Origin of the sequence: Streptomyces lunaelactis, from assembly GCF_003054555.1 — a bacterium.
GTDB lineage: Bacteria > Actinomycetota > Actinomycetes > Streptomycetales > Streptomycetaceae > Streptomyces > Streptomyces lunaelactis.
Map to the genome: position 1 here is coordinate 5876306 of NZ_CP026304.1, position 17697 is coordinate 5894002.

Below are 17697 nucleotides of genomic sequence, written 5' to 3' on the forward strand. Positions count from 1 at the left end.
CTGGAGAATGTCCAGCCTTTTGAGTGGCTAGCTCTCGGATGACTTGCCACTCGAACGTGTAACCCCCGCTGTTGCGCCCGCTTTGACGCCGCTCTCCTTGCTACCCCCGGACGGTGCCTCGAAAGACTCCAACGCCTCAAGTACATCCTGGACACGGGAGATCTCGGCCTGGATGTCCTCCCGGCGGCGCACCAGCACATCCAGCTCCCGCTTGCCCTCGGCGACCGTGCGCTCGGCCTCGTCGTCGGACTCCGCCTTGACCCGCTCCGCCTCCCGGACCAGCTCGGCCTTCTTCTGCGCGGCCTCCTTGAGGAGCCCCTCAGCCTTGCGCACGGCGGCGATCCGGACCTTGCTCGCCTCCGAATTGGCGTCGGACAGCAACTCCTTGGCCTTCGCCTCGGCCTCGGCCCGCTGCTCGGTGGCGGCCTTCACGAGATTGTCGACGCGCTCGCCCGCCGACCTCAGCTGCTCGGAGGTCTCCCGGCGGGCGCGCTCGTGCAGCTCCTCGACCTCGGCCTCGATCCGGGTCCGCAGCTCCTCGCCGCGCTCCCTGATGGCGGTGGAGTCCCGGCGCGCGCCGACAAGCAGCTCGTCGGCGTCCGTACGGGCCTTCTCGACCCGGGTGTTGCCCTCGACCGTCGCCTCGGCGACCAGCCGGTCGGCCTCCTTGCGGGCCGCGCCCACCATCGTGTCGGCCTGCTCCTCGGCCTCGGTGGCCGCGCGCAGCGCCTCCTCCTGAGCCTTGTTGATGAGCTGGTCGGCCTGCTCGGCGGCGTCCGCGCGGCGCTTGGCCGCGGCCTCGCGCGCCTCGTCCACCGTACGCTCGGCCTCCTGCCTGGCCTCCGCCCGCATCCGCTCGGCCGCGTCCTCGGCCTCCGCCTTGACCTTCTGGGCCTCGGACTTGATGCGCTCGGCGGCCTGCTGGGCGGAGCCCACCGTCTCCGCTGCCTCGGCGCGCAGGCGCTCCGCCTCACCGCTCGCCTCGGAGATCAGCTGGTCGGCCTGGGCGGCCGCGTCGCCGCGGCGCTTGTCGGCGGCCTGGCGCGCTTCGTCGAGGATCTGCTCGCCGTCGGCCCGGATCCCGGCGTGCAGCCGCTCGGCGTCGGCCTCGGCCTCCACCTTGGCCTGCTCGGCGGTGGCCAGCGCCTCGGCCGCTTCCGTACGCAGTCGCTCGCTCTCGCCCGACGCCTCGCCGATGAGCCGGTCGGCCTGGGCGGCGGCGTCGGAACGGATGCGGTTGGCGTCCTCGCGGGCCTCCGCGCGGGCGCGCGAGGCGTCCTGCTCGGCGGACGCGCGGGCGTCCGCCGCCTCCGTACGTACCCGCTGGGCGTACTCGGCGGTGTCGGCGCGCAGCCGCTCGGACTCGGTGATCGCTTCCCCGAGGGTCCGCTCGGCGAGCGCGTTGGCCGCGTCGGTCTCCTCCTGGGCCCTGGCGCGCAGCCGGCTCGCGTCCTCGGTGGCCCGCTCCCGCTCGGCGTACGCGTCGGCGCGGACCCGGTCCGCCTCCTCCTGCGCCTCGGTCCTGGTGCGGTCGGCGGCGTGCTCGGCGGCGGAGCGCAGCCCGGCGATGTCCTGCTCGGCCTGCTCATGGAGGCCGTTGACGGAGTCCCGTACCTGCTGGGCGGTCTGCTCGGCGGCGGAGACCATCTCGGTGGCACGGCGGTCGGCCTCCTCGACCAGCCGCTGCGCCTCGGTCTGTGCCTCCTCGACCCGGTTGCGGGCGGAGGCCAGCAGCTCCTCGCTCTGCTCGCGGGCCCGCTCGCGCTCCTGATTCGCCTCGCTGCGCGCGGAGTCGAGGGTCTCCTCGGCCTCCCGGCGGCGGCGGTTGGCCTCCTCCTGGGCGGCGGCGAGCGCCTCGGCGGCCTCCGCGCCGACCCGGTCGGCGGCGGCCGCGGCCTCCGCCCGCATCCGGTCGGCGCTCTCCTGCGCCTCGCTCTTGAGCCGCTCCGCCTCGGCGGCGGCGTCGCTGCGCAGCCGTACCGCGACGGTCTCGGCCTCGGCGCGGGTGGTCGAGGCGTCGGCCGCGGCATCGTCGCGCAGCCGCTCGGCCTCCTGCTCGGCCTGCGCCTGGAGTGTACGGATCCGCTCGGCGGCCTCGCCGCGCAGCCGCTCCGTCTCCTCGGCGGCCTCGCGGCGGATCCGCTCACCCTCGGCGCGGGAGTCGGTGAGTCCCTGCTCGGCGGCGGTGAGACGCGACTCGGCCTCGGTGTGCAGCCGGGTCAGTTCGTCAGCGGCCTCGGCCTGCCGGGCCGCGACACCGCGCTCGGTCTCCTCGCGCAGTGCGGCCGCGGCCTCCTCGGCCGCGGTCTTGACGGCCTCGCCCTGCTCCTCGGCCTCACCGCGCAGCCGCTCGGCCTCGGCACGGGTGCGCTCCAGCGTCTCCTCGGCCTGCTTGCGCAGCGTCGTGGCCCGCTCGATCGCCTCCGTACGGACACGCTGGCTGTCGGTGGTCGCGGCCGAACGCATCTCGTCGGCGTTCGTGCGCGCCTTGGTCAGCAGCTCCTCGGCGGTGCTTGCCGCCTCCTCGATCTGCTGGACGGCCTCGCGGCGGGCCTCGCCGCGGATCCGCTCGCCCTCGGCGACCGCCTCGGCGCGCAGCTGCTCGGCCTCGCCGCGCAGCCGGCGCGCCTCCTCCTGCAGCTCGACGGTCTTGGCGCGGTACTCCTCGGTGTCGTCCTTGGCCGCGCCCTTGAGCTGGTCGGCCTGCTCGGCGGCCTCGCCACGCAGCCGGTCCGCCTCGGCCTCGGCCTCGCGGCGGATCCGCTCGGCCTCCTCGCTCGCCGCGCGGGTGGTGCCCTTGGCGTCCTCGGAGGCCCTGGTCAGGACGTCCTCGGCGGTACGGGCAGCCTTGGCGAGGTGCGCCGCGGAGTCCTCGGCCGCGACCGTCTTGGCCGTCTCGGTCGCGGCGGCGACCAGCTTCTCCGCCTCGGCGCGGGCCTCGCGGATCTTCTCCTCGGCCTCCGCCTTGAGCGCCTCGGACTCCTTGGTGGCCTCGCCGACCAGCCTGGCGATCTCCGCCTTGGCGGTACGGGTGCGCTGCTCATTGACGGATTCGGCGGACGCGACCTGCTTGGACGCCGACTCCTTGGCCTCGGTGAGCAGCTTCTCGGATTCCGCGCGGGCCTCGCGCAGCTTCTCCTCGGCCTGCTGGATCCGCTGCTCGGCCGCCCGGCTCAGTTCGGCGGCCTGCTGGCGGGCCTGGTCGGACTCGGCGGAGGTGGAGGAGCGCAGCTGCTCGGCGTGGGAGGTGGCCTCGTGCGCCTGGTTGGACGCGGCGTTCAGCAGGCGCTCGGCGTCCTTGCGGGCGCGCAGCAGGGTCGCTTCGGCTTCGGAGCGGGCGGCCTGGGCCTCGGAACCGAGCCGCTGACGGGCCTCCTCGGCGACGCGGGTGGCCTCGGCGCGGGCGGCGGCCAGCGCCTGCTCGGCCTCGGCGCGGGACTCGTCGAGCAGCCGGCGGGCCTGCGATTCGGTGCGGGCGCGCAGCTGCTCCGCCCAGGCGACGTTCTCGTTGACGTGCGACTCGACGGTCTGCCGGCGCTCGGCCAGCTCCTGGTCGAGGCGCTGGCGGCGCTGGTTCGCCTCGGAGTGCAGCTCGGCCTGGAGCCGGGCCTGGTGCTCGGCGTGCTCCTGGAGGATGCGCTGCGTCTGCGCGCGGGCGTCGCGCAGCTCGCGCTCGGCGTCGGTGCGCAGCTGGTCGGCCTGGATCTGGGCATTGCGGAGCAGCTGTTCGGCCTGGTAGCCGATGTCGGCGCTGTCGTAGGCAGGACGAGAGGCGAGGTTGCGGCGCGCCTCGTGGAGCTTGGCGCGCAATACCTCGACCTGGTAGCCGAGGTCCTCGGCATGCTGGACGGCCTTCTCCCGCTCGGTCTTCAGCCGGTCCATCTCGGCTTCGAACCGCGAGAGGTGGTCGTCGTCAGCTCGGTGGCTCTCCTGGCGTTCGTAGCCCCGCACTGCGCGGTCCCATCCGTCCCCTGGTCGCAACTGTCTCCGTACGAGCACCGTTCGCCGGCGAACGGCCCCCCGGGGAATGGTGACAGATCAGCGGAGGGGACGCGGCGCGACCCCGACCCGGCCCCGGCCCGGAACGGCTCACTCTACCGGGCCGGGAATCCTGAGGTCAGTGCTCCGTTGCAGAGGTGACGAGTTCGGTGAGAACGCCGTGGCAGTCCTTGGGGTGGAGAAACGTGATACGGGAACCCATGGAACCGATACGCGGCTCGTCGTACAGGACACGTACGCCCTTGTCCCGGATCGACTGCGCTTCCCCGTCCACATCGGCGGTGCCGAAGGCGATGTGGTGGACCCCCTCACCGTTCTTGGCCAGCCACTTCCCGACGGCCGAGTCCTCGCGGGTGGGCTCCAGGAGCTGCAGGTAGGAGGCGCCGCCGTCGGACGTCTCATTGATCTTGAGCATGGCTTCGCGTACGCCCTGCTCCTCGTTGACCTCGGTGTGGAAGACCTCGAAGCCGTACGTGGCCCGGTAGAACTCCACCGTCTTGTCAAGGTCGGTACAGGCGATCCCGATGTGGTCGATTCGCGTCAGCATGCCCCCAGTGCAGCGCGCCGGACGGTGGTTACGCAACGTGCGCGCGATCACACCGGCTGCCCGGTGACCGGGGACCGTACCGCTCAGTACATTTGAGTAAACCCTCGTTCACTCCTCAGCTGCGGCTGAAAGGGGATCGCGCCTCATGTCTGGAACGACCGGTACCACCTCAGTGATTGTTGCGGGCGCTCGTACGCCCATGGGCAGGCTGCTCGGCTCGCTCAAGTCCTTCTCCGGTGCCGACCTCGGCGGCTTCGCCATCAAGGCGGCCCTGGACCGGGCCGGTATCGGCGGTGATCAGGTGCAGTACGTGATCATGGGCCAGGTGCTGCAGGCCGGCGCGGGGCAGATCCCGGCCCGCCAGGCCGCCGTCAAGGGCGGCATCCCGATGAGCGTCCCCGCGCTCACCGTCAACAAGGTCTGTCTCTCGGGGCTCGACGCGATCGCGCTGGCCGACCAGCTGATCCGCGCCGGTGAGTTCGATGTGATCGTCGCGGGCGGTCAGGAGTCGATGACCAACGCGCCGCATCTGCTGCCGAAGTCCCGCGAGGGCTACAAGTACGGCGCGATCGAGATGCTCGACGCGATGGCGTACGACGGTCTGACCGACGCCTTCGAGAACGTCGCCATGGGCGAGTCCACGGAGAAGCACAACACCCGGCTCGGCATCGCCCGTCCGGCGCAGGACGAGATCGCGGCGCTCTCCCACCAGCGGGCCGCGGCCGCGCAGAAGAACGGCGTCTTCGAGGCGGAGATCACGCCCATCGAGATCCCGCAGCGCAAGGGCGATCCGGTGATCTTCGCCAAGGACGAGGGCATCCGCGCCGAGACGACGGTGGAGTCGCTCGGCAGGCTGCGTCCCGCGTTCGCCAAGGACGGCACCATCACGGCCGGTACCGCCTCGCAGATCTCCGACGGAGCCGCCGCGGTCGTGGTGATGAGCAAGGCCAAGGCCGAGGAGCTGGGCCTGGAGTGGATCGCGGAGATCGGCGCCCACGGCAACGTGGCCGGCCCGGACAACTCCCTCCAGTCGCAGCCCTCCAACGCCATCCAGCACGCGCTCCGCAAGGAGGGCATCGGCGTCGAGGACCTCGACCTCATCGAGATCAACGAGGCGTTCGCCGCGGTCGCCGTGCAGTCAATGAAGGATCTCGGGGTATCCCCGGAAAAGGTGAATGTCAACGGCGGGGCGATCGCCCTCGGACACCCGATCGGCATGTCCGGCGCGCGGGTGGTCCTGCACCTGGCGCTGGAGCTGAAGCGCCGGGGCGGCGGCACCGGGGCGGCGGCGCTGTGCGGCGGTGGCGGCCAGGGTGACGCTCTGATCGTCCGCGTTCCGGGCAACGGCAAGTAAGGAGCACGTACATGGTGGACGTCCCCCAGCTGGTTGCCCAGGCGAGAGAGGGCCGGCCGAGGGCCGTGGCCCGGCTGATCTCACTCGTCGAGGGGGCGTCCCCGCAGCTGCGCGAGGTGATGGCGGCGCTGGCTCCGCTGGCGGGCGGGGCGTACGTCGTCGGTCTGACCGGTTCGCCGGGTGTCGGCAAGTCGACTTCGACGTCGGGCCTGGTGTCGGCGTACCGGCGGGCCGGGAAGCGGGTCGGCGTCCTGGCCGTCGACCCGTCCTCGCCCTTCTCGGGCGGGGCGCTGCTCGGCGACCGGGTCCGGATGTCGGACCATGCGTCCGACCCCGGTGTCTACATCCGCTCGATGGCCACGCGTGGGCATCTGGGCGGTCTGGCGTGGGCCGCCCCGCAGGCGATCCGTGTGCTGGACGCGGCCGGCTGCGACGTGATCCTCGTCGAGACGGTGGGCGTGGGTCAGTCGGAGGTGGAGATCGCCTCCCAGGCGGACACCTCGGTGGTGCTGCTGGCGCCCGGCATGGGTGACGGCATCCAGGCGGCGAAGGCGGGCATCCTCGAGATCGGCGATGTGTACGTCGTCAACAAGGCGGACCGGGACGGTGCGGATGCCACGGCCCGCGAGCTGAACCACATGCTGGGCCTGGGCGAGTCCCGCGGCCCCGGCGACTGGCGGCCGCCGATCGTGAAGACGGTCGCCGCTCGGGGCGAGGGCATCGACGAGGTCGTCGAGGCGCTGGAGAAGCACCGGGCCTGGATGGAGGAGCACGGTGTCCTCGCCGAACGCCGGGCCCGCCGCGCGGCCGGCGAGGTGGAGACGATCGCGGTGACGGCGCTGCGCTCCCGCATCGGCGATCTGCACGGTGACCGGCGCCTGGGGGCGCTGGCGGAGCGGATCGTGGCGGGGGAGCTGGACCCGTACACGGCGGCGGACGAGCTGGTGGCGGGCATCACGCAGGCCTGACGCGCATCACGCAGGCCCGACGCGAAGGGGCGGGTGCCGGTTTCCCGGCCCCGCCCCTTCCCGACGGGGGGAGAGCCCCCGGCGTACTTACAACTTGCCGCGCTGCCCGCGCAGATGCTCCGCGACCGGACCCAGTGACTCGCGTAGATCCGCCAGCGCCTCCGGCGTCAACATGTCGATGAAGTGCTTGCGTACGGACGCGACATGGTGTGGCGCGACCTTCTGCATCGTCTCCGTGCCCCCGTCGGTCAGGACCGCGTACAGACCGCGCCGGTCCGACTCGCAGTTCTCCCGGCGGACCAGCCCGGCGTTCTCCATGCGGGTGATCTGGTGGGAGAGCCGGCTCTTGGACTGGAGCGTCGCAGTGGCGAGGTCGCTCATCCGCATCCGCCGGTCCGGCGACTCGGAGAGGTTGACCAGGATCTCGTAGTCGTTGTTCGTCAGGCCGAACGGCTGGAGATCCTTCTCCAACTGGTACGTCAGCAGTCGGTTGACGTCCAGATAGGTGCGCCAGGCGCACTGCTCTGCATCGGTAAGCCAGCGGGTGGCCGTCTCGGTCTCCATATATGGATTCTACCTAAGAAGTTGAAAGACGGACGAAGTTGGTGAGTGTGACGCACGGCACCCGGCGCGCGACAGATGTCGCACGCACAGGGGTGCACACGTTCGACGTCACACTCCGCAGACTACCGCTCACAGGCCGAAGCGACGCTGGAGGTCCCCAAGCTGGCCGGGAAGACGCGGTGTGGCCCCGGGTTGACCAGGGGCTCCGGCCCCGCCGTGGCCCCCGGGCACGCCCGCCTGCGCCGGGACCGCGCCCGTCGCCTGCTCGGCCATCAGCACCTCTGTCGACTGCAGCAGTACGGTGCCGGCCCCGACGAACTCGAACTGGTGCTCCTCGCCCGACGCCCCGCCGATCCCGGTCATCGCGCGCAGCCCGCCCATCAGGCCGGTCATATAGCCGTGGTCGTAGTGGTGGCAGGGCGAAGGGCAGTCCGCCCAGCCCACCAGCGCCTGCGGATCCACCCGGATCGGCGGCTCCATGAAGACGACGGGACCGTTGGACGCGGCGACGAACTTCCCCGTACCGATCAGGGTCAGAAAGCCCGGCACGATCGACTGCTTCAGCGCCAGTGTCGGCTGGTAGGCCAGCAGATTCCCGGAGCGGATCGTCAGATTGCCGTTGTCCAGGTCGTACGAGTTCACATCGAAGGCGCGGTCGGCGAGCAGCATCTTGCCGCTGCCCTCCGCCACCACCCAGTCGCTCGCGTGCAGCGGCGAGTGGAAGGAGGTCCGCAGCAGCCGGTCGAGCCGGCCGTGGCCGATGCCGTTGAAGTCGATGCGCCCGTAGTAGGCGATCATCTTCCCCTTCTGCAGGAACCACTGGCTGGATTTGAGCTCCACGCAGAAGGTGTACGCATTGACACTGTCGTCGCTCGGCAGCGTCATCGGGTCGAAGATCACGGGCCCGCTCACAGCTTCTCCTCCGACGCCTGGACGTACACCGCACCGTTGCCGCTGAGCTCCAGCTGGAAGGCCTCGCCCGAGCCGCGCCCCACCATGTCGCGCCAGCCCAGCGCGGTGGAGAGCTTGTTGCGTACGTCGCCGTGGTGCGCGACATACGCCTGGGGGTCCACGTGGACCGCCCGGCCGGGAGTGATCGGCAGCTCGATCACACCGCCGTGCGCCATCACAGCGACCGCGCCCTGGCCCTTGAGTGTCGTGGTGAACAGGCCCTGGCCGGTCACCTGGCCGCGCACCATGCCCATGACCCCGCCCTGCGAGCCCATGAACATCGTGCCCTGCTGCAGCGTCCCGTCGAAGGCGAGCAGCCGGTCGGCCTCGACGTACAGGGTGTCACCGCTGAGGTTGATGACCTGGATGTGATGGCCGCCGTGGCCGAACATCACCGTGCCGTTGCCCTCGACCGTCATCAGCGGCGTCGCCTCGTTGGCCACCCGCCGCCCGATCATGGACGCCAGGCCGCCCTGGCCGCCCTGCATGTTCGGGGTGAAGGAGACGTCGCCTTTGTAGGCGAGCATCGCGCCGCGCTGGCTGAACATCTTCTGGCCGGGAACGACCGTCGCCTCGACCATCCTCGCGTTGACCTCACGGAACGGCATCAGACCTCGCCCCCGATGGTGTTGCGTTCGCTCGGCTGGACGTAGACGAGTCCGTCGCCCTCGAAGCGGATCTGGAACGCCTCGCCGGAGCCCTCGCCCATGAAGGTGCGGAAGGTCACCCCGGACTGGAATTGCTGCTGCAGATTGCCCTGGTGCGCGATGTAGGCGCCGGGGTCGACGGAGAGCGGGTACTGGGGCGTCACCCGCAGCACCACGGCCGAGCCGTCGGACATGATCGCCGCCTGGCCGGTGCCCTCGACGGTGGTGGTGAACAGCCCGTTGCCGCTCGCCCCGCCGCGCAGTCCGGTGAAGGTCGTCCCGGTGCGCAGCCCGGCGTCGGTGCAGAGCAGATTGCTCGACTCGACATAGAGCTTGTCGCCGTGCAGGTTGACCAGATTGATCTCGGACGCGCGATCGGCGAAATAGCAGGTGCCCTGCCCCCTCACCTCCATCATCACCATCTGCTCGCCGGTCAGCCGGCGAGTGACCATCCCGCGGATGCCCTCACCGCCGCCGGACATCTTCTTGAAGGCCATCTGGCCGTCGTAGGCGACCATCGAGCCGTTCTTCGCTTTGACGGCGTCGCCGGTCATGTCGACGGCGAGCACCTTGCTGCCTTGGAGTCGGAACATTGCCACGGGGTGACGTTACTGGCCGGGCAGGTCGTCCGAACAGAGCCCCAGGGAGGATCCCGACATAGCCTCAGGGAGGATCCCGACCCTGACAAAGGTGCGGCAGAACCCGGCTGCCACAATGAGGGCGCCCTTGTGCATCCATTCACAAGATCGACCAAAGGTGCCCCCGTGGACATCAAGACCGCCTCGTCCCTCCACCGCCTCCGTCTGGTCTCCGCGCCGGAGGCCGTCTCCTTCCTTCTGCTGCTCGTCTGCTCCGTGCTCAAGCGCACCACGGAGTTCAACGCGGTCCCGGTCATGGGCGCGGTCCACGGCGTGCTCTTCATCCTGTACGTGATCTTCTGGCTTGACGCCTGGAACCGCACCAAGTGGAACGCGAAGACCGCGGCCCTCTACTTCGTGCTCTCCGTGCTCCCCTTCGGCGGCTTCTTCGCCGAGCGCAAGCTCAAGCGCGCGGCCGACGACGAGGTCATCGCCTCCCGCGCCCACCGCGAGGGCAAGGTCAGCGCATGATCGTCGCCTTCTCCGTCACTCCTCTGGGTGTCGGCGAGGACGTCGGTGAATACGTCGCCGACGCCGTTCGTGTCGTCCGCGAGTCCGGTCTGCCCAACCGCACGGACGCGATGTTCACCTCCGTCGAGGGCGACTGGGACGAGGTGATGGACGTGGTCAAACGTGCCGTTGCGGCGGTCGAGGCCCGTGCGCCGCGCGTCTCCGTCGTCCTGAAGGCCGACATCAGACCCGGCGTCACCGACGGACTCAGCTCCAAGGTCGAGACCGTCGAGCGGCATCTGTCGGCCTGACCGGCCGGGCAGGTAGCGGTCACAGCGCGTCCGGCCGCGGCACCGTCAGCGCGATCCCGAGCGGCCCTCCGCTCGTGCAGCGACCGAAGTGCGAGACGGGGCTGACCGGCATATGACCAGTCGGTAGGGTCGGTGCCGTGCCGAAGCCGCTCAGTCTCCCCTTCGATCCCATCGCCCGAGCCGACGAGCTCTGGCAGCAGCGATGGGGTCCCGTGCCCTCGATGGCCGCGATCACCTCGATCATGCGCGCGCACCAGATCCTGCTCGCCGAGGTCGACGCGGTCGTCAGGCCGTACGGACTGACCTTCGCGCGGTACGAAGCGCTGGTGCTGCTCACCTTCTCCAAGGCCGGTGAGCTGCCGATGTCCAAGATCGGCGAGCGGCTGATGGTCCACCCGACCTCGGTGACCAACACCGTGGACCGGCTGGTCAGGTCCGGTCTGGTCGACAAGCGGCCCAATCCCAACGACGGGCGCGGCACGCTCGCCTCCATCACGGACAAGGGCCGGGAGGTCGTCGAGGCGGCCACCCGCGCGCTGATGGAGATGGACTTCGGGCTCGGTGCCTATGACGAGGAGGAGTGCGCGGAGATCTTCGCGATGCTCCGCCCGCTGCGGGTCTCGGCGCACGACTTCGACGAGCAGTAGCCGGGGAGCGGAGGCCCCGGCCCGAGGCCCCGACCCACGCGAAGATCGCCCATTGCGTCCGGTTACGCTCGTGGCCATGAAGTCGAATGTGCTGTCCCGTTACCGGGTGATGGCGTACGTCACCGCCGTATGGCTGCTGGTCTTCACCGTGGCGATCATCGCGAAGTACGCCTTCGAGGCCGGCGACACCATGCTGATCTCGCAGATCCACGGTGTGCTGTTCATCATCTACGTGATTTTCGCCTTCGATCTCGGCTCCAAGGCGAAGTGGCCCTTCCCGAAGCTGCTGTGGGTGCTGGCCGCCGGCTGCATCCCTGTGGCCTCGTTCTTTGTCGAGCCGAAGATCACCCGCGAGATCCGGCCGCTGATCACGGACGGCAGCGCGGCGACCGCCGAGGCGTAGGGCCCCTGGCCTCCCCGAAGCCCCGTACGCATGTGCGGGGCTTCTCCCATCGACATTTACTAGGACGTCCTAGTAAATTCAAGGGTATGGACGCTGACGCCATCGAGGAAGGCCGCCAACGCTGGCAGGCCCGTTACGACAAGGCCCGCAAGCGGGACGCGGACTTCACCACGCTCTCCGGGGATCCGGTCGAGCCCGCCTACGGGCCCCGGCCCGGGGACACCTACGACGGCTTCGAGCGGATCGGCTGGCCGGGGGAGTACCCCTTCACCCGCGGTCTGTACCCGACCGGCTACCGCGGCCGCACCTGGACCATCCGCCAGTTCGCCGGCTTCGGCAACGCCGAGCAGACCAACGAGCGCTACAAGATGATCCTGGCGAACGGCGGCGGCGGGCTCTCCGTCGCCTTCGACATGCCGACGCTCATGGGCCGCGACTCCGACGACCCGCGCTCGCTCGGCGAGGTCGGCCACTGCGGTGTCGCCATCGACTCGGCCGCCGACATGGAGGTCCTGTTCAAGGACATCCCGCTCGGTGATGTCACCACCTCGATGACGATCAGCGGCCCGGCCGTCCCGGTCTTCTGCATGTATCTGGTCGCGGCCGAGCGCCAGGGCATCGACCCGGCCTTGCTCAACGGCACGCTGCAGACCGACATCTTCAAGGAGTACATCGCGCAGAAGGAGTGGCTCTTCCAGCCCGAGCCGCATCTGCGTCTGATCGGCGACCTGATGGAGCACTGCGCGCGGAGCATCCCCGCGTACAAGCCTCTCTCCGTCTCCGGTTACCACATCCGCGAGGCGGGCGCGACTGCCGCGCAGGAGCTCGCGTACACGCTGGCCGACGGCTTCGGCTATGTCGAGCTGGGGCTGAGCCGCGGTATGGACGTGGACCACTTCGCGCCCGGCCTCTCCTTCTTCTTCGACGCGCACCTCGACTTCTTCGAGGAGATCGCCAAGTTCCGGGCGGCACGACGGATCTGGGCGCGCTGGATGAAGGAGGTGTACGGCGCCGAGACCGACAAGGCGCAGTGGCTCCGCTTCCACACCCAGACCGCGGGCGTCTCGCTCACCGCCCAGCAGCCGTACAACAACGTCGTACGGACGGCGGTCGAGGCGCTCTCCGCGATCCTCGGCGGCACCAACTCCCTGCACACCAACGCCCTGGACGAGACCCTCGCCCTGCCGAGCGAGCAGGCCGCCGAGATCGCGCTCCGTACCCAGCAGGTGCTGATGGAGGAGACCGGCGTCGCCAATGTCGCCGACCCGCTGGGCGGCTCCTGGTACGTGGAGCAGCTCACCGACCGGATCGAGGCCGACGCCGAGAAGATCTTCGACCAGATCAGGGAGCGCGGCCGGCGGGCGCACCCGGACGGCAAGCACCCCATCGGCCCGATCACCTCGGGCATCCTGCGCGGTATCGAGGACGGCTGGTTCACCGGCGAGATCGCCGAGTCCGCCTTCCAGTACCAGCGGTCCCTGGAGAAGGGTGACAAGCGGGTCGTCGGCGTCAATGTGCACCACGGCTCGGTCACCGGCGACCTGGAGATCCTGCGGGTCAGCCACGAGGTCGAGCGCGAGCAGGTGCGGGTCCTGGCGGGCCGCAAGTCGGGCCGTGACGACGCTCGTGTACGGGTCTCGCTGAACGCGATGCTGGCCGCCGCGCGGGACGGCTCCAACATGATCGCGCCGATGCTGGACGCGGTCCGGGCCGAGGCGACCCTGGGCGAGATCTGCGATGTGCTCCGGGACGAGTGGGGAACGTACACCGAGCCCCCCGGCTTCTGACGTAACCCGGAGCTCCGCCCCGGACCCCGCGCCTCAATCGCCGGCGAGGCTGACAAAGTCAGCCCGTCCGGCGTTTGAGGGGAACGTCAGCCGGAACACCGCCCCGCCCCCCGCCCCCTCCTCCGCCGTCAGTTCCGCGCCGTGCGCGCGTGCGATCTGGCGGGCCATCGCCAGGCCCAGGCCCGAACCCGGCAGCGCGCGCGCCGTCTCCGCCCGGTAGAAGCGGTCGAAGACGTACGGGAGGTCCTCCGGCGCGATACCCGGACCATGGTCCCGCACCGTCAACTCCCTCGTACTGAGCGCGACATCGACCGCCGACCCGGCCGGGCTGAACTTGGCCGCGTTGTCCAGCAGATTCGTCAGCAGCCGCGACAGCCGCGACGGCACCCCGGGCAGCCCCAGCCCCGCCGCCGCATCGTCGATGTACAGCGTGAACGCGACCTCCGGCCAGTGCGCGCGGGCCATCTCGACCGAGTGCTCGGCGAGCGCCGCGATGCGGACCGTCTCCAGGAGCGGCTGCGGCTCCTCGTCCCTGGCGAGTTCGATCAAGTCGTTGACCAGACCGGTGACTTCACGCAGCTGGCGCGTAAGTGCGGCGGACGCGCGCGCACGCTGCGCCTCGCTGAGGCGGTCCGCCCGCGCCAGCAGCTCCGCATTGGTGCGCAGCGCCGTCAGCGGCGTCCGGAGCTCGTGCGACGCGTCCGCCACCAGGCGGCGCTGCGCCGTGACCGACTGCTCCAGCTCCCCGAGCATCGTGTTGAACGACCCGGCCAGCCGCGTCACCTCGTCCTCCCGGCCCGGCGGACCCGCCGGGAGCTCGATGCGGTGGCGCGGATCGCGGGTCGCAGCGATGTGCTCGGCGGTCGCGGTGAGCCGGGCCACGGGAGCAAGGCCCGTACGGGACACCCAGTACCCCAGCAGGCCCGCGAGCAGCACACCCGCCGCGCCCGCCCCCGCGAGCAGCCAGGCCGCCTGACGTACGCCCTTCTCCACCGTGTCCGCGCGCAGCGCGACCTGGAGCGCCTCGCCCCGGCCGAACGTGGTCGTCAGCATCCGCGCCGGATGCCCGAAGAGGGTGACATTGCTGAAGTACGGGGCCCGTTCCCCGGCGGCGACCTCGCGCACGGGCACAACTACCGGGAGGAGATAGGGCTCCGCGGGGTCCTGCGCCGGCGCCGCGGGGACGATCTGCGCGCAGGCCGGAGCCGACAGAAAGCGGCACTCGCCCGCCACCATCCCCGGACCCTCGTCCCGGTTCTGCTGGGTGACCAGCGTCGCCGACTGCGTCAGATTCAGATCGAGCTGGTGGTTCAGCTCGTACCGGATCACGAAGAACGCGGCCGTGCAGATGCCCACCGCGACCAGGGCGACGGCCGCCGACGCGGCGAGGGCCAGTCGCGTACGCAGCGGCCGGTGCCGGCGCCAGCGAGCGCCCAGCCGGCGCCGGGCGCTCATGACAGGTCCAGCCGGTAGCCGACCCCGTGCACCGTATGGACCAGGCGCGGCTCACCGCCCGCCTCCAGCTTGCGGCGCAGATAACCGACGTACACGGCAAGGGAGTTGGAGGCGGGGCCGAAGTCCCGTCCCCACACCAGCTCCAGGATCAGCTCGCGGGGGAGCACCTGCCCGGGATGGCGCAGCAGCAGTTCGAGCAGCGTGAACTCGGTACGGCTGAACTCCAGTGACCGGCCGCCCCGACTGCCCGTGCGCGTGTCGGGGTCCACCGTCAGACCGGCGAAGGACAGCCCGCCCGACTCCTCGGGCAGGGGAGCGGCGCGTCGCAGCAACGCCCGTACGCGCGCGGTCAGTTCGTCCAGCGCGAAGGGCTTCACCAGATAGTCGTCGGCGCCCGCGTCCAGGCCGTCGACACGCTCGCTGACCGAGTCCAGCGCGGTCAGTACGAGCACCGGCGTATGGTCCTCCATCGCCCGCAGCCGACGGCAGAAGCCGAGCCCGTCGAGCACCGGCATCATCACATCGAGGACGATCGCGTCCGGCTGCCACGACGCCACGGCCGAGAGCGCGGCGAGACCGTCGCCCACGCCGCGCACCTCATAGCCATCGAGGGCCAGTCCGTCCTCGACCGCGGCGCGTACTTCGGGCTCGTCGTCGACAACCAGGATCTTCGTCATGGGCAAAGACTGCCAAAGCGTGGTCTTAGAACCCTCTTAAGGGGTTTCGCGAGCGTGGCCGCCATGCGCACACCACTGGGCTCTCCGGGCTCTCCACCGGGCACACCACTTCGCACACCACTCTCCGTCGTGATCGGTGCGGGCGGCACCGGCGGCCACATCTACCCCGGGCTCGCGCTCGCCGACGCACTGCGCCGGGCCGCCCCCGACGCGGTGATCTCCTTCGTCGGTACGACGCGCGGCCTGGAGACCGAGCTGATCCCGGCCGCCGGGCACCGCCTCCACACCGTTGACATGATCCCCTTCGACCCCGCCCTCGGCGCCAAGCGCTACCTGCTGCCCGCGGCCCTGCTGCGGTCCGGCGCCCAGTGCCGGGCGATCCTGCGTGAGCAGGGCGCCCAGATCGCCGTCGGCATGGGCGGCTATCCGAGCGCGCCCGTCATACTCGGCGCGCGGATGGCCGGGCTGCCGAGCGTGATCCACGAGTCCAACGCCGTACCGGGCCGGGCCAACCAGTTCGCCGCCCGCCTCACCCCGCACATGGCCGTCGCCTTCGACCGCAGCCGCGCCCACCTCGCGGGCGGCCAGAACGCCATCACCACCGGAATGCCGATCGCCGAGCCCATCGCCCGCCTGGACCGGCGAGGGATGCGCGCGGAGGCCCGCAGAGCCCTCTCCGTACCGCAGGACGCCAGGCTCGTCCTGGTCAACGGCGGCAGCCTGGGCGCGACCCGGCTCACCGAGGCGGCGGTCGGGCTCGCGGACCGCTGGCGGGAGCGCCCCGGCGTACAGCTGCTGATCAAGACCGGACCCGCGGCACTGGACGGGACCCGGCGGCGGCTCGGCGACTCGCCCGTCGCGCGCGCCGTCCCCTACCTGGACCGGATGGACCTCGCGTACGCCGCCGCCGACCTGGTGGTCTGCCGGGCCGGTTCGTCGACCGTCGCGGAACTGGCCACGGTCGGCGTGCCCGCCGTCCTCGTCCCGTATCCGCACGCCCCCGGCGACCACCAGACCCACAACGCCCGGGTCCTCTCCGACGCGGGCGCCGGCCTCCTGCTCCCCGACGCGGAGACCACCGCCGACCGGCTCGCCGCCCTCGTCGAGCCGCTCCTCGCCGACCCGGCACGGCTCGCCGCGATGAGCGGCGCCGCCGACCCGGGCCCGCACGCCCACGCCGCCGACCTGCTGGCGGCCCGGGTCCTCCAACTCGCCCACCGCACCGAGGAGTACGCAGCATGAGCACGCGAGTACCCAGCACGAGCACGCACCTGAACTGGACCGGCCGCACCGTCCTGGTCACCGGCGCCGAGGGCTTCATCGGCTCGACCCTCGTCGACCTGCTCGCCGAGCGCGGTGCGAAGGTCCGCGCCTTCGTCCACTACAAGCCGTACGCCGAGAAGGGCCACCTCGCGCACCATCTGCGCGGCGGCGACGTCGAGATGATCGCGGGCGACATACGCGACGCGGGCCGCGTCATGGACGCCGTCGCCGGCTGTGACACCGTCTTCCATCTCGCCGCGCTGATCGGCATCCCGTACAGCTACGACTCGCCGGGCGCGTACGTGCAGACGAATGTCGTCGGCACCGAGAACATCGCGGAGGCCTGCCGCCGCCACTGCGTACGCCGCCTTGTCCACACCTCGACGAGCGAGGTGTACGGAACCGCCCTCACCGCCCCCATCGGCGAGGACCACCCGCTGCAGCCGCAGTCCCCGTACTCGGCGTCGAAGATCGGCGCGGACATGATGGCGCTCTCGCACTGGCACGCCTTCGAGCTGCCGGTGACGGTCGTACGCCCCTTCAACACGTACGGGCCCAGGCAGTCCGCGCGGGCCGTGATCCCGGCGATCCTGGCCCAACTCCACGCGGGGGCACGGGAGATCAAGCTCGGTTCGCTCACCCCGACCCGCGACTTCACCTATGTCACGGACACCGCCCGCGGCTTCCTGGCGCTGGCGGAGTGCGACCGTGCGGTGGGTGAGGCGGTCAACCTCGGGACGGGGCAGGAGATTTCCATCGGCGCACTGGCCGAGGCGCTCATCGCCGCGTCGGGGCGGTCCGCGCAGGTGGTCGTCGACCCGGCGAGGCTGCGGCCGGCGGGCAGCGAGGTGGAGCGGCTGCTGTCGGACAACACGCGGGCGCGCGAGTGGGCGGGCTGGCGGCCCGAGGTCTCGCTGGAGGAGGGCCTGAAGCAGACGTCGGAGTGGATCGCCGAGCATCTGGACCTGTTCGCGACGGACCGCTACCAGGTCTGACCCACGACCTCTTCAGCCCCGTCTTCAGCCCTGTCTTCAGC

17 protein-coding genes are annotated in these 17697 nt (G+C 71.0%); 9 read left to right on the forward strand and 8 right to left on the reverse strand.

What is annotated here, in order from left to right; all coding sequences use genetic code 11:
- Nucleotides 1–27: 27 nt before the first annotated feature.
- On the reverse strand, nucleotides 28–3951 hold the full coding sequence (gene scy / locus SLUN_RS27290) for a polarized growth protein Scy (RefSeq protein WP_108152642.1): 3924 nt from the start codon (nucleotides 3949–3951) through the stop codon (nucleotides 28–30).
- A 166-nt stretch (nucleotides 3952–4117) separates the two neighbouring features.
- Nucleotides 4118–4546, reverse strand: a complete 429-nt coding sequence (mce, locus tag SLUN_RS27295; RefSeq protein ID WP_108152643.1) for a methylmalonyl-CoA epimerase — start codon at nucleotides 4544–4546, stop codon at nucleotides 4118–4120.
- A gap of 145 nt (nucleotides 4547–4691) precedes the next feature.
- On the opposite strand from mce, the gene SLUN_RS27300 reads away from it, so the two are divergent.
- A complete protein-coding gene (locus SLUN_RS27300) occupies nucleotides 4692–5900 on the forward strand; it encodes an acetyl-CoA C-acetyltransferase (RefSeq protein WP_108152644.1) in 1209 nt (402 codons plus the stop codon).
- An 11-nt stretch (nucleotides 5901–5911) separates the two neighbouring features.
- Entirely contained in the window at nucleotides 5912–6868 is a 957-nt protein-coding gene (gene meaB, locus SLUN_RS27305) for a methylmalonyl Co-A mutase-associated GTPase MeaB (protein ID WP_108152645.1), read from the forward strand.
- A gap of 87 nt (nucleotides 6869–6955) precedes the next feature.
- Here meaB and SLUN_RS27310 read toward each other — a convergent pair whose 3' ends face one another.
- From SLUN_RS27310 to SLUN_RS27325, 4 genes are all read right to left on the reverse strand, one after another.
- Nucleotides 6956–7432 carry a MarR family winged helix-turn-helix transcriptional regulator gene (locus tag SLUN_RS27310; protein ID WP_108152646.1) on the reverse strand — a complete coding sequence of 159 codons (477 nt, stop codon included), beginning with the start codon at nucleotides 7430–7432 and terminating at the stop codon, nucleotides 6956–6958.
- 129 nt (nucleotides 7433–7561) lie between these two features.
- Nucleotides 7562–8317: an AIM24 family protein gene (locus tag SLUN_RS27315; RefSeq protein ID WP_108154961.1), complete on the reverse strand. Its 756-nt coding sequence runs from the start codon at nucleotides 8315–8317 to the stop codon at nucleotides 7562–7564.
- 23 nt (nucleotides 8318–8340) lie between these two features.
- Entirely contained in the window at nucleotides 8341–8991 is a 651-nt protein-coding gene (locus SLUN_RS27320; protein WP_108152647.1) for an AIM24 family protein, read from the reverse strand.
- Complete coding sequence (locus tag SLUN_RS27325) at nucleotides 8991–9623, reverse strand: AIM24 family protein (RefSeq protein WP_108152648.1); 633 nt, start codon at nucleotides 9621–9623, stop codon at nucleotides 8991–8993. Before SLUN_RS27325 ends, SLUN_RS27320 begins: the two co-directional genes overlap by 1 nt.
- Before the next feature lie 171 nt (nucleotides 9624–9794).
- Here SLUN_RS27325 and SLUN_RS27330 point away from each other — a divergent pair, with 171 nt between their 5' ends.
- The 5 genes from SLUN_RS27330 to icmA all read left to right on the forward strand — a co-directional run bounded on the left by SLUN_RS27330 (nucleotide 9795) and on the right by icmA (nucleotide 13266).
- A complete protein-coding gene (locus SLUN_RS27330) occupies nucleotides 9795–10139 on the forward strand; it encodes a DUF3817 domain-containing protein (protein WP_108152649.1) in 345 nt (114 codons plus the stop codon).
- On the forward strand, nucleotides 10136–10429 hold the full coding sequence (locus SLUN_RS27335) for an MTH1187 family thiamine-binding protein (protein WP_108152650.1): 294 nt from the start codon (nucleotides 10136–10138) through the stop codon (nucleotides 10427–10429). The genes SLUN_RS27330 and SLUN_RS27335 overlap by 4 nt, the downstream gene beginning before the upstream one ends.
- A gap of 137 nt (nucleotides 10430–10566) precedes the next feature.
- Entirely contained in the window at nucleotides 10567–11076 is a 510-nt protein-coding gene (locus tag SLUN_RS27340) for a MarR family winged helix-turn-helix transcriptional regulator (RefSeq protein WP_108152651.1), read from the forward strand.
- Between the two features lie 76 nt (nucleotides 11077–11152).
- Nucleotides 11153–11479, forward strand: a complete 327-nt coding sequence (locus SLUN_RS27345; RefSeq protein ID WP_108154962.1) for a DUF3817 domain-containing protein — start codon at nucleotides 11153–11155, stop codon at nucleotides 11477–11479.
- An 86-nt stretch (nucleotides 11480–11565) separates the two neighbouring features.
- Nucleotides 11566–13266: a coenzyme B12-dependent isobutyryl-CoA mutase large subunit gene (gene icmA, locus SLUN_RS27350; RefSeq protein ID WP_108152652.1), complete on the forward strand. Its 1701-nt coding sequence runs from the start codon at nucleotides 11566–11568 to the stop codon at nucleotides 13264–13266.
- A 33-nt stretch (nucleotides 13267–13299) separates the two neighbouring features.
- Here the strand turns inward: icmA and SLUN_RS27355 are convergent, their stop codons facing one another.
- Together SLUN_RS27355 and SLUN_RS27360 are read right to left on the reverse strand one after the other, a co-directional pair.
- Nucleotides 13300–14721, reverse strand: coding sequence for a sensor histidine kinase (locus SLUN_RS27355; RefSeq protein WP_108152653.1), 1422 nt, complete (start codon nucleotides 14719–14721; stop codon nucleotides 13300–13302).
- Complete coding sequence (locus SLUN_RS27360) at nucleotides 14718–15398, reverse strand: response regulator transcription factor (protein ID WP_108152654.1); 681 nt, start codon at nucleotides 15396–15398, stop codon at nucleotides 14718–14720. Before SLUN_RS27360 ends, SLUN_RS27355 begins: the two co-directional genes overlap by 4 nt.
- Before the next feature lie 63 nt (nucleotides 15399–15461).
- Here SLUN_RS27360 and SLUN_RS27365 point away from each other — a divergent pair, with 63 nt between their 5' ends.
- Nucleotides 15462–16640 carry a UDP-N-acetylglucosamine--N-acetylmuramyl-(pentapeptide) pyrophosphoryl-undecaprenol N-acetylglucosamine transferase gene (locus tag SLUN_RS27365; protein WP_108152655.1) on the forward strand — a complete coding sequence of 393 codons (1179 nt, stop codon included), beginning with the start codon at nucleotides 15462–15464 and terminating at the stop codon, nucleotides 16638–16640.
- The gene (locus tag SLUN_RS27370) at nucleotides 16637–17656 is read left to right on the forward strand and encodes an SDR family NAD(P)-dependent oxidoreductase (protein ID WP_108152656.1); all 1020 of its coding nucleotides are present in this window, start codon (nucleotides 16637–16639) and stop codon (nucleotides 17654–17656) included. The genes SLUN_RS27365 and SLUN_RS27370 overlap by 4 nt, the downstream gene beginning before the upstream one ends.
- The last annotated feature ends 41 nt before the right edge of the window (nucleotides 17657–17697 follow it).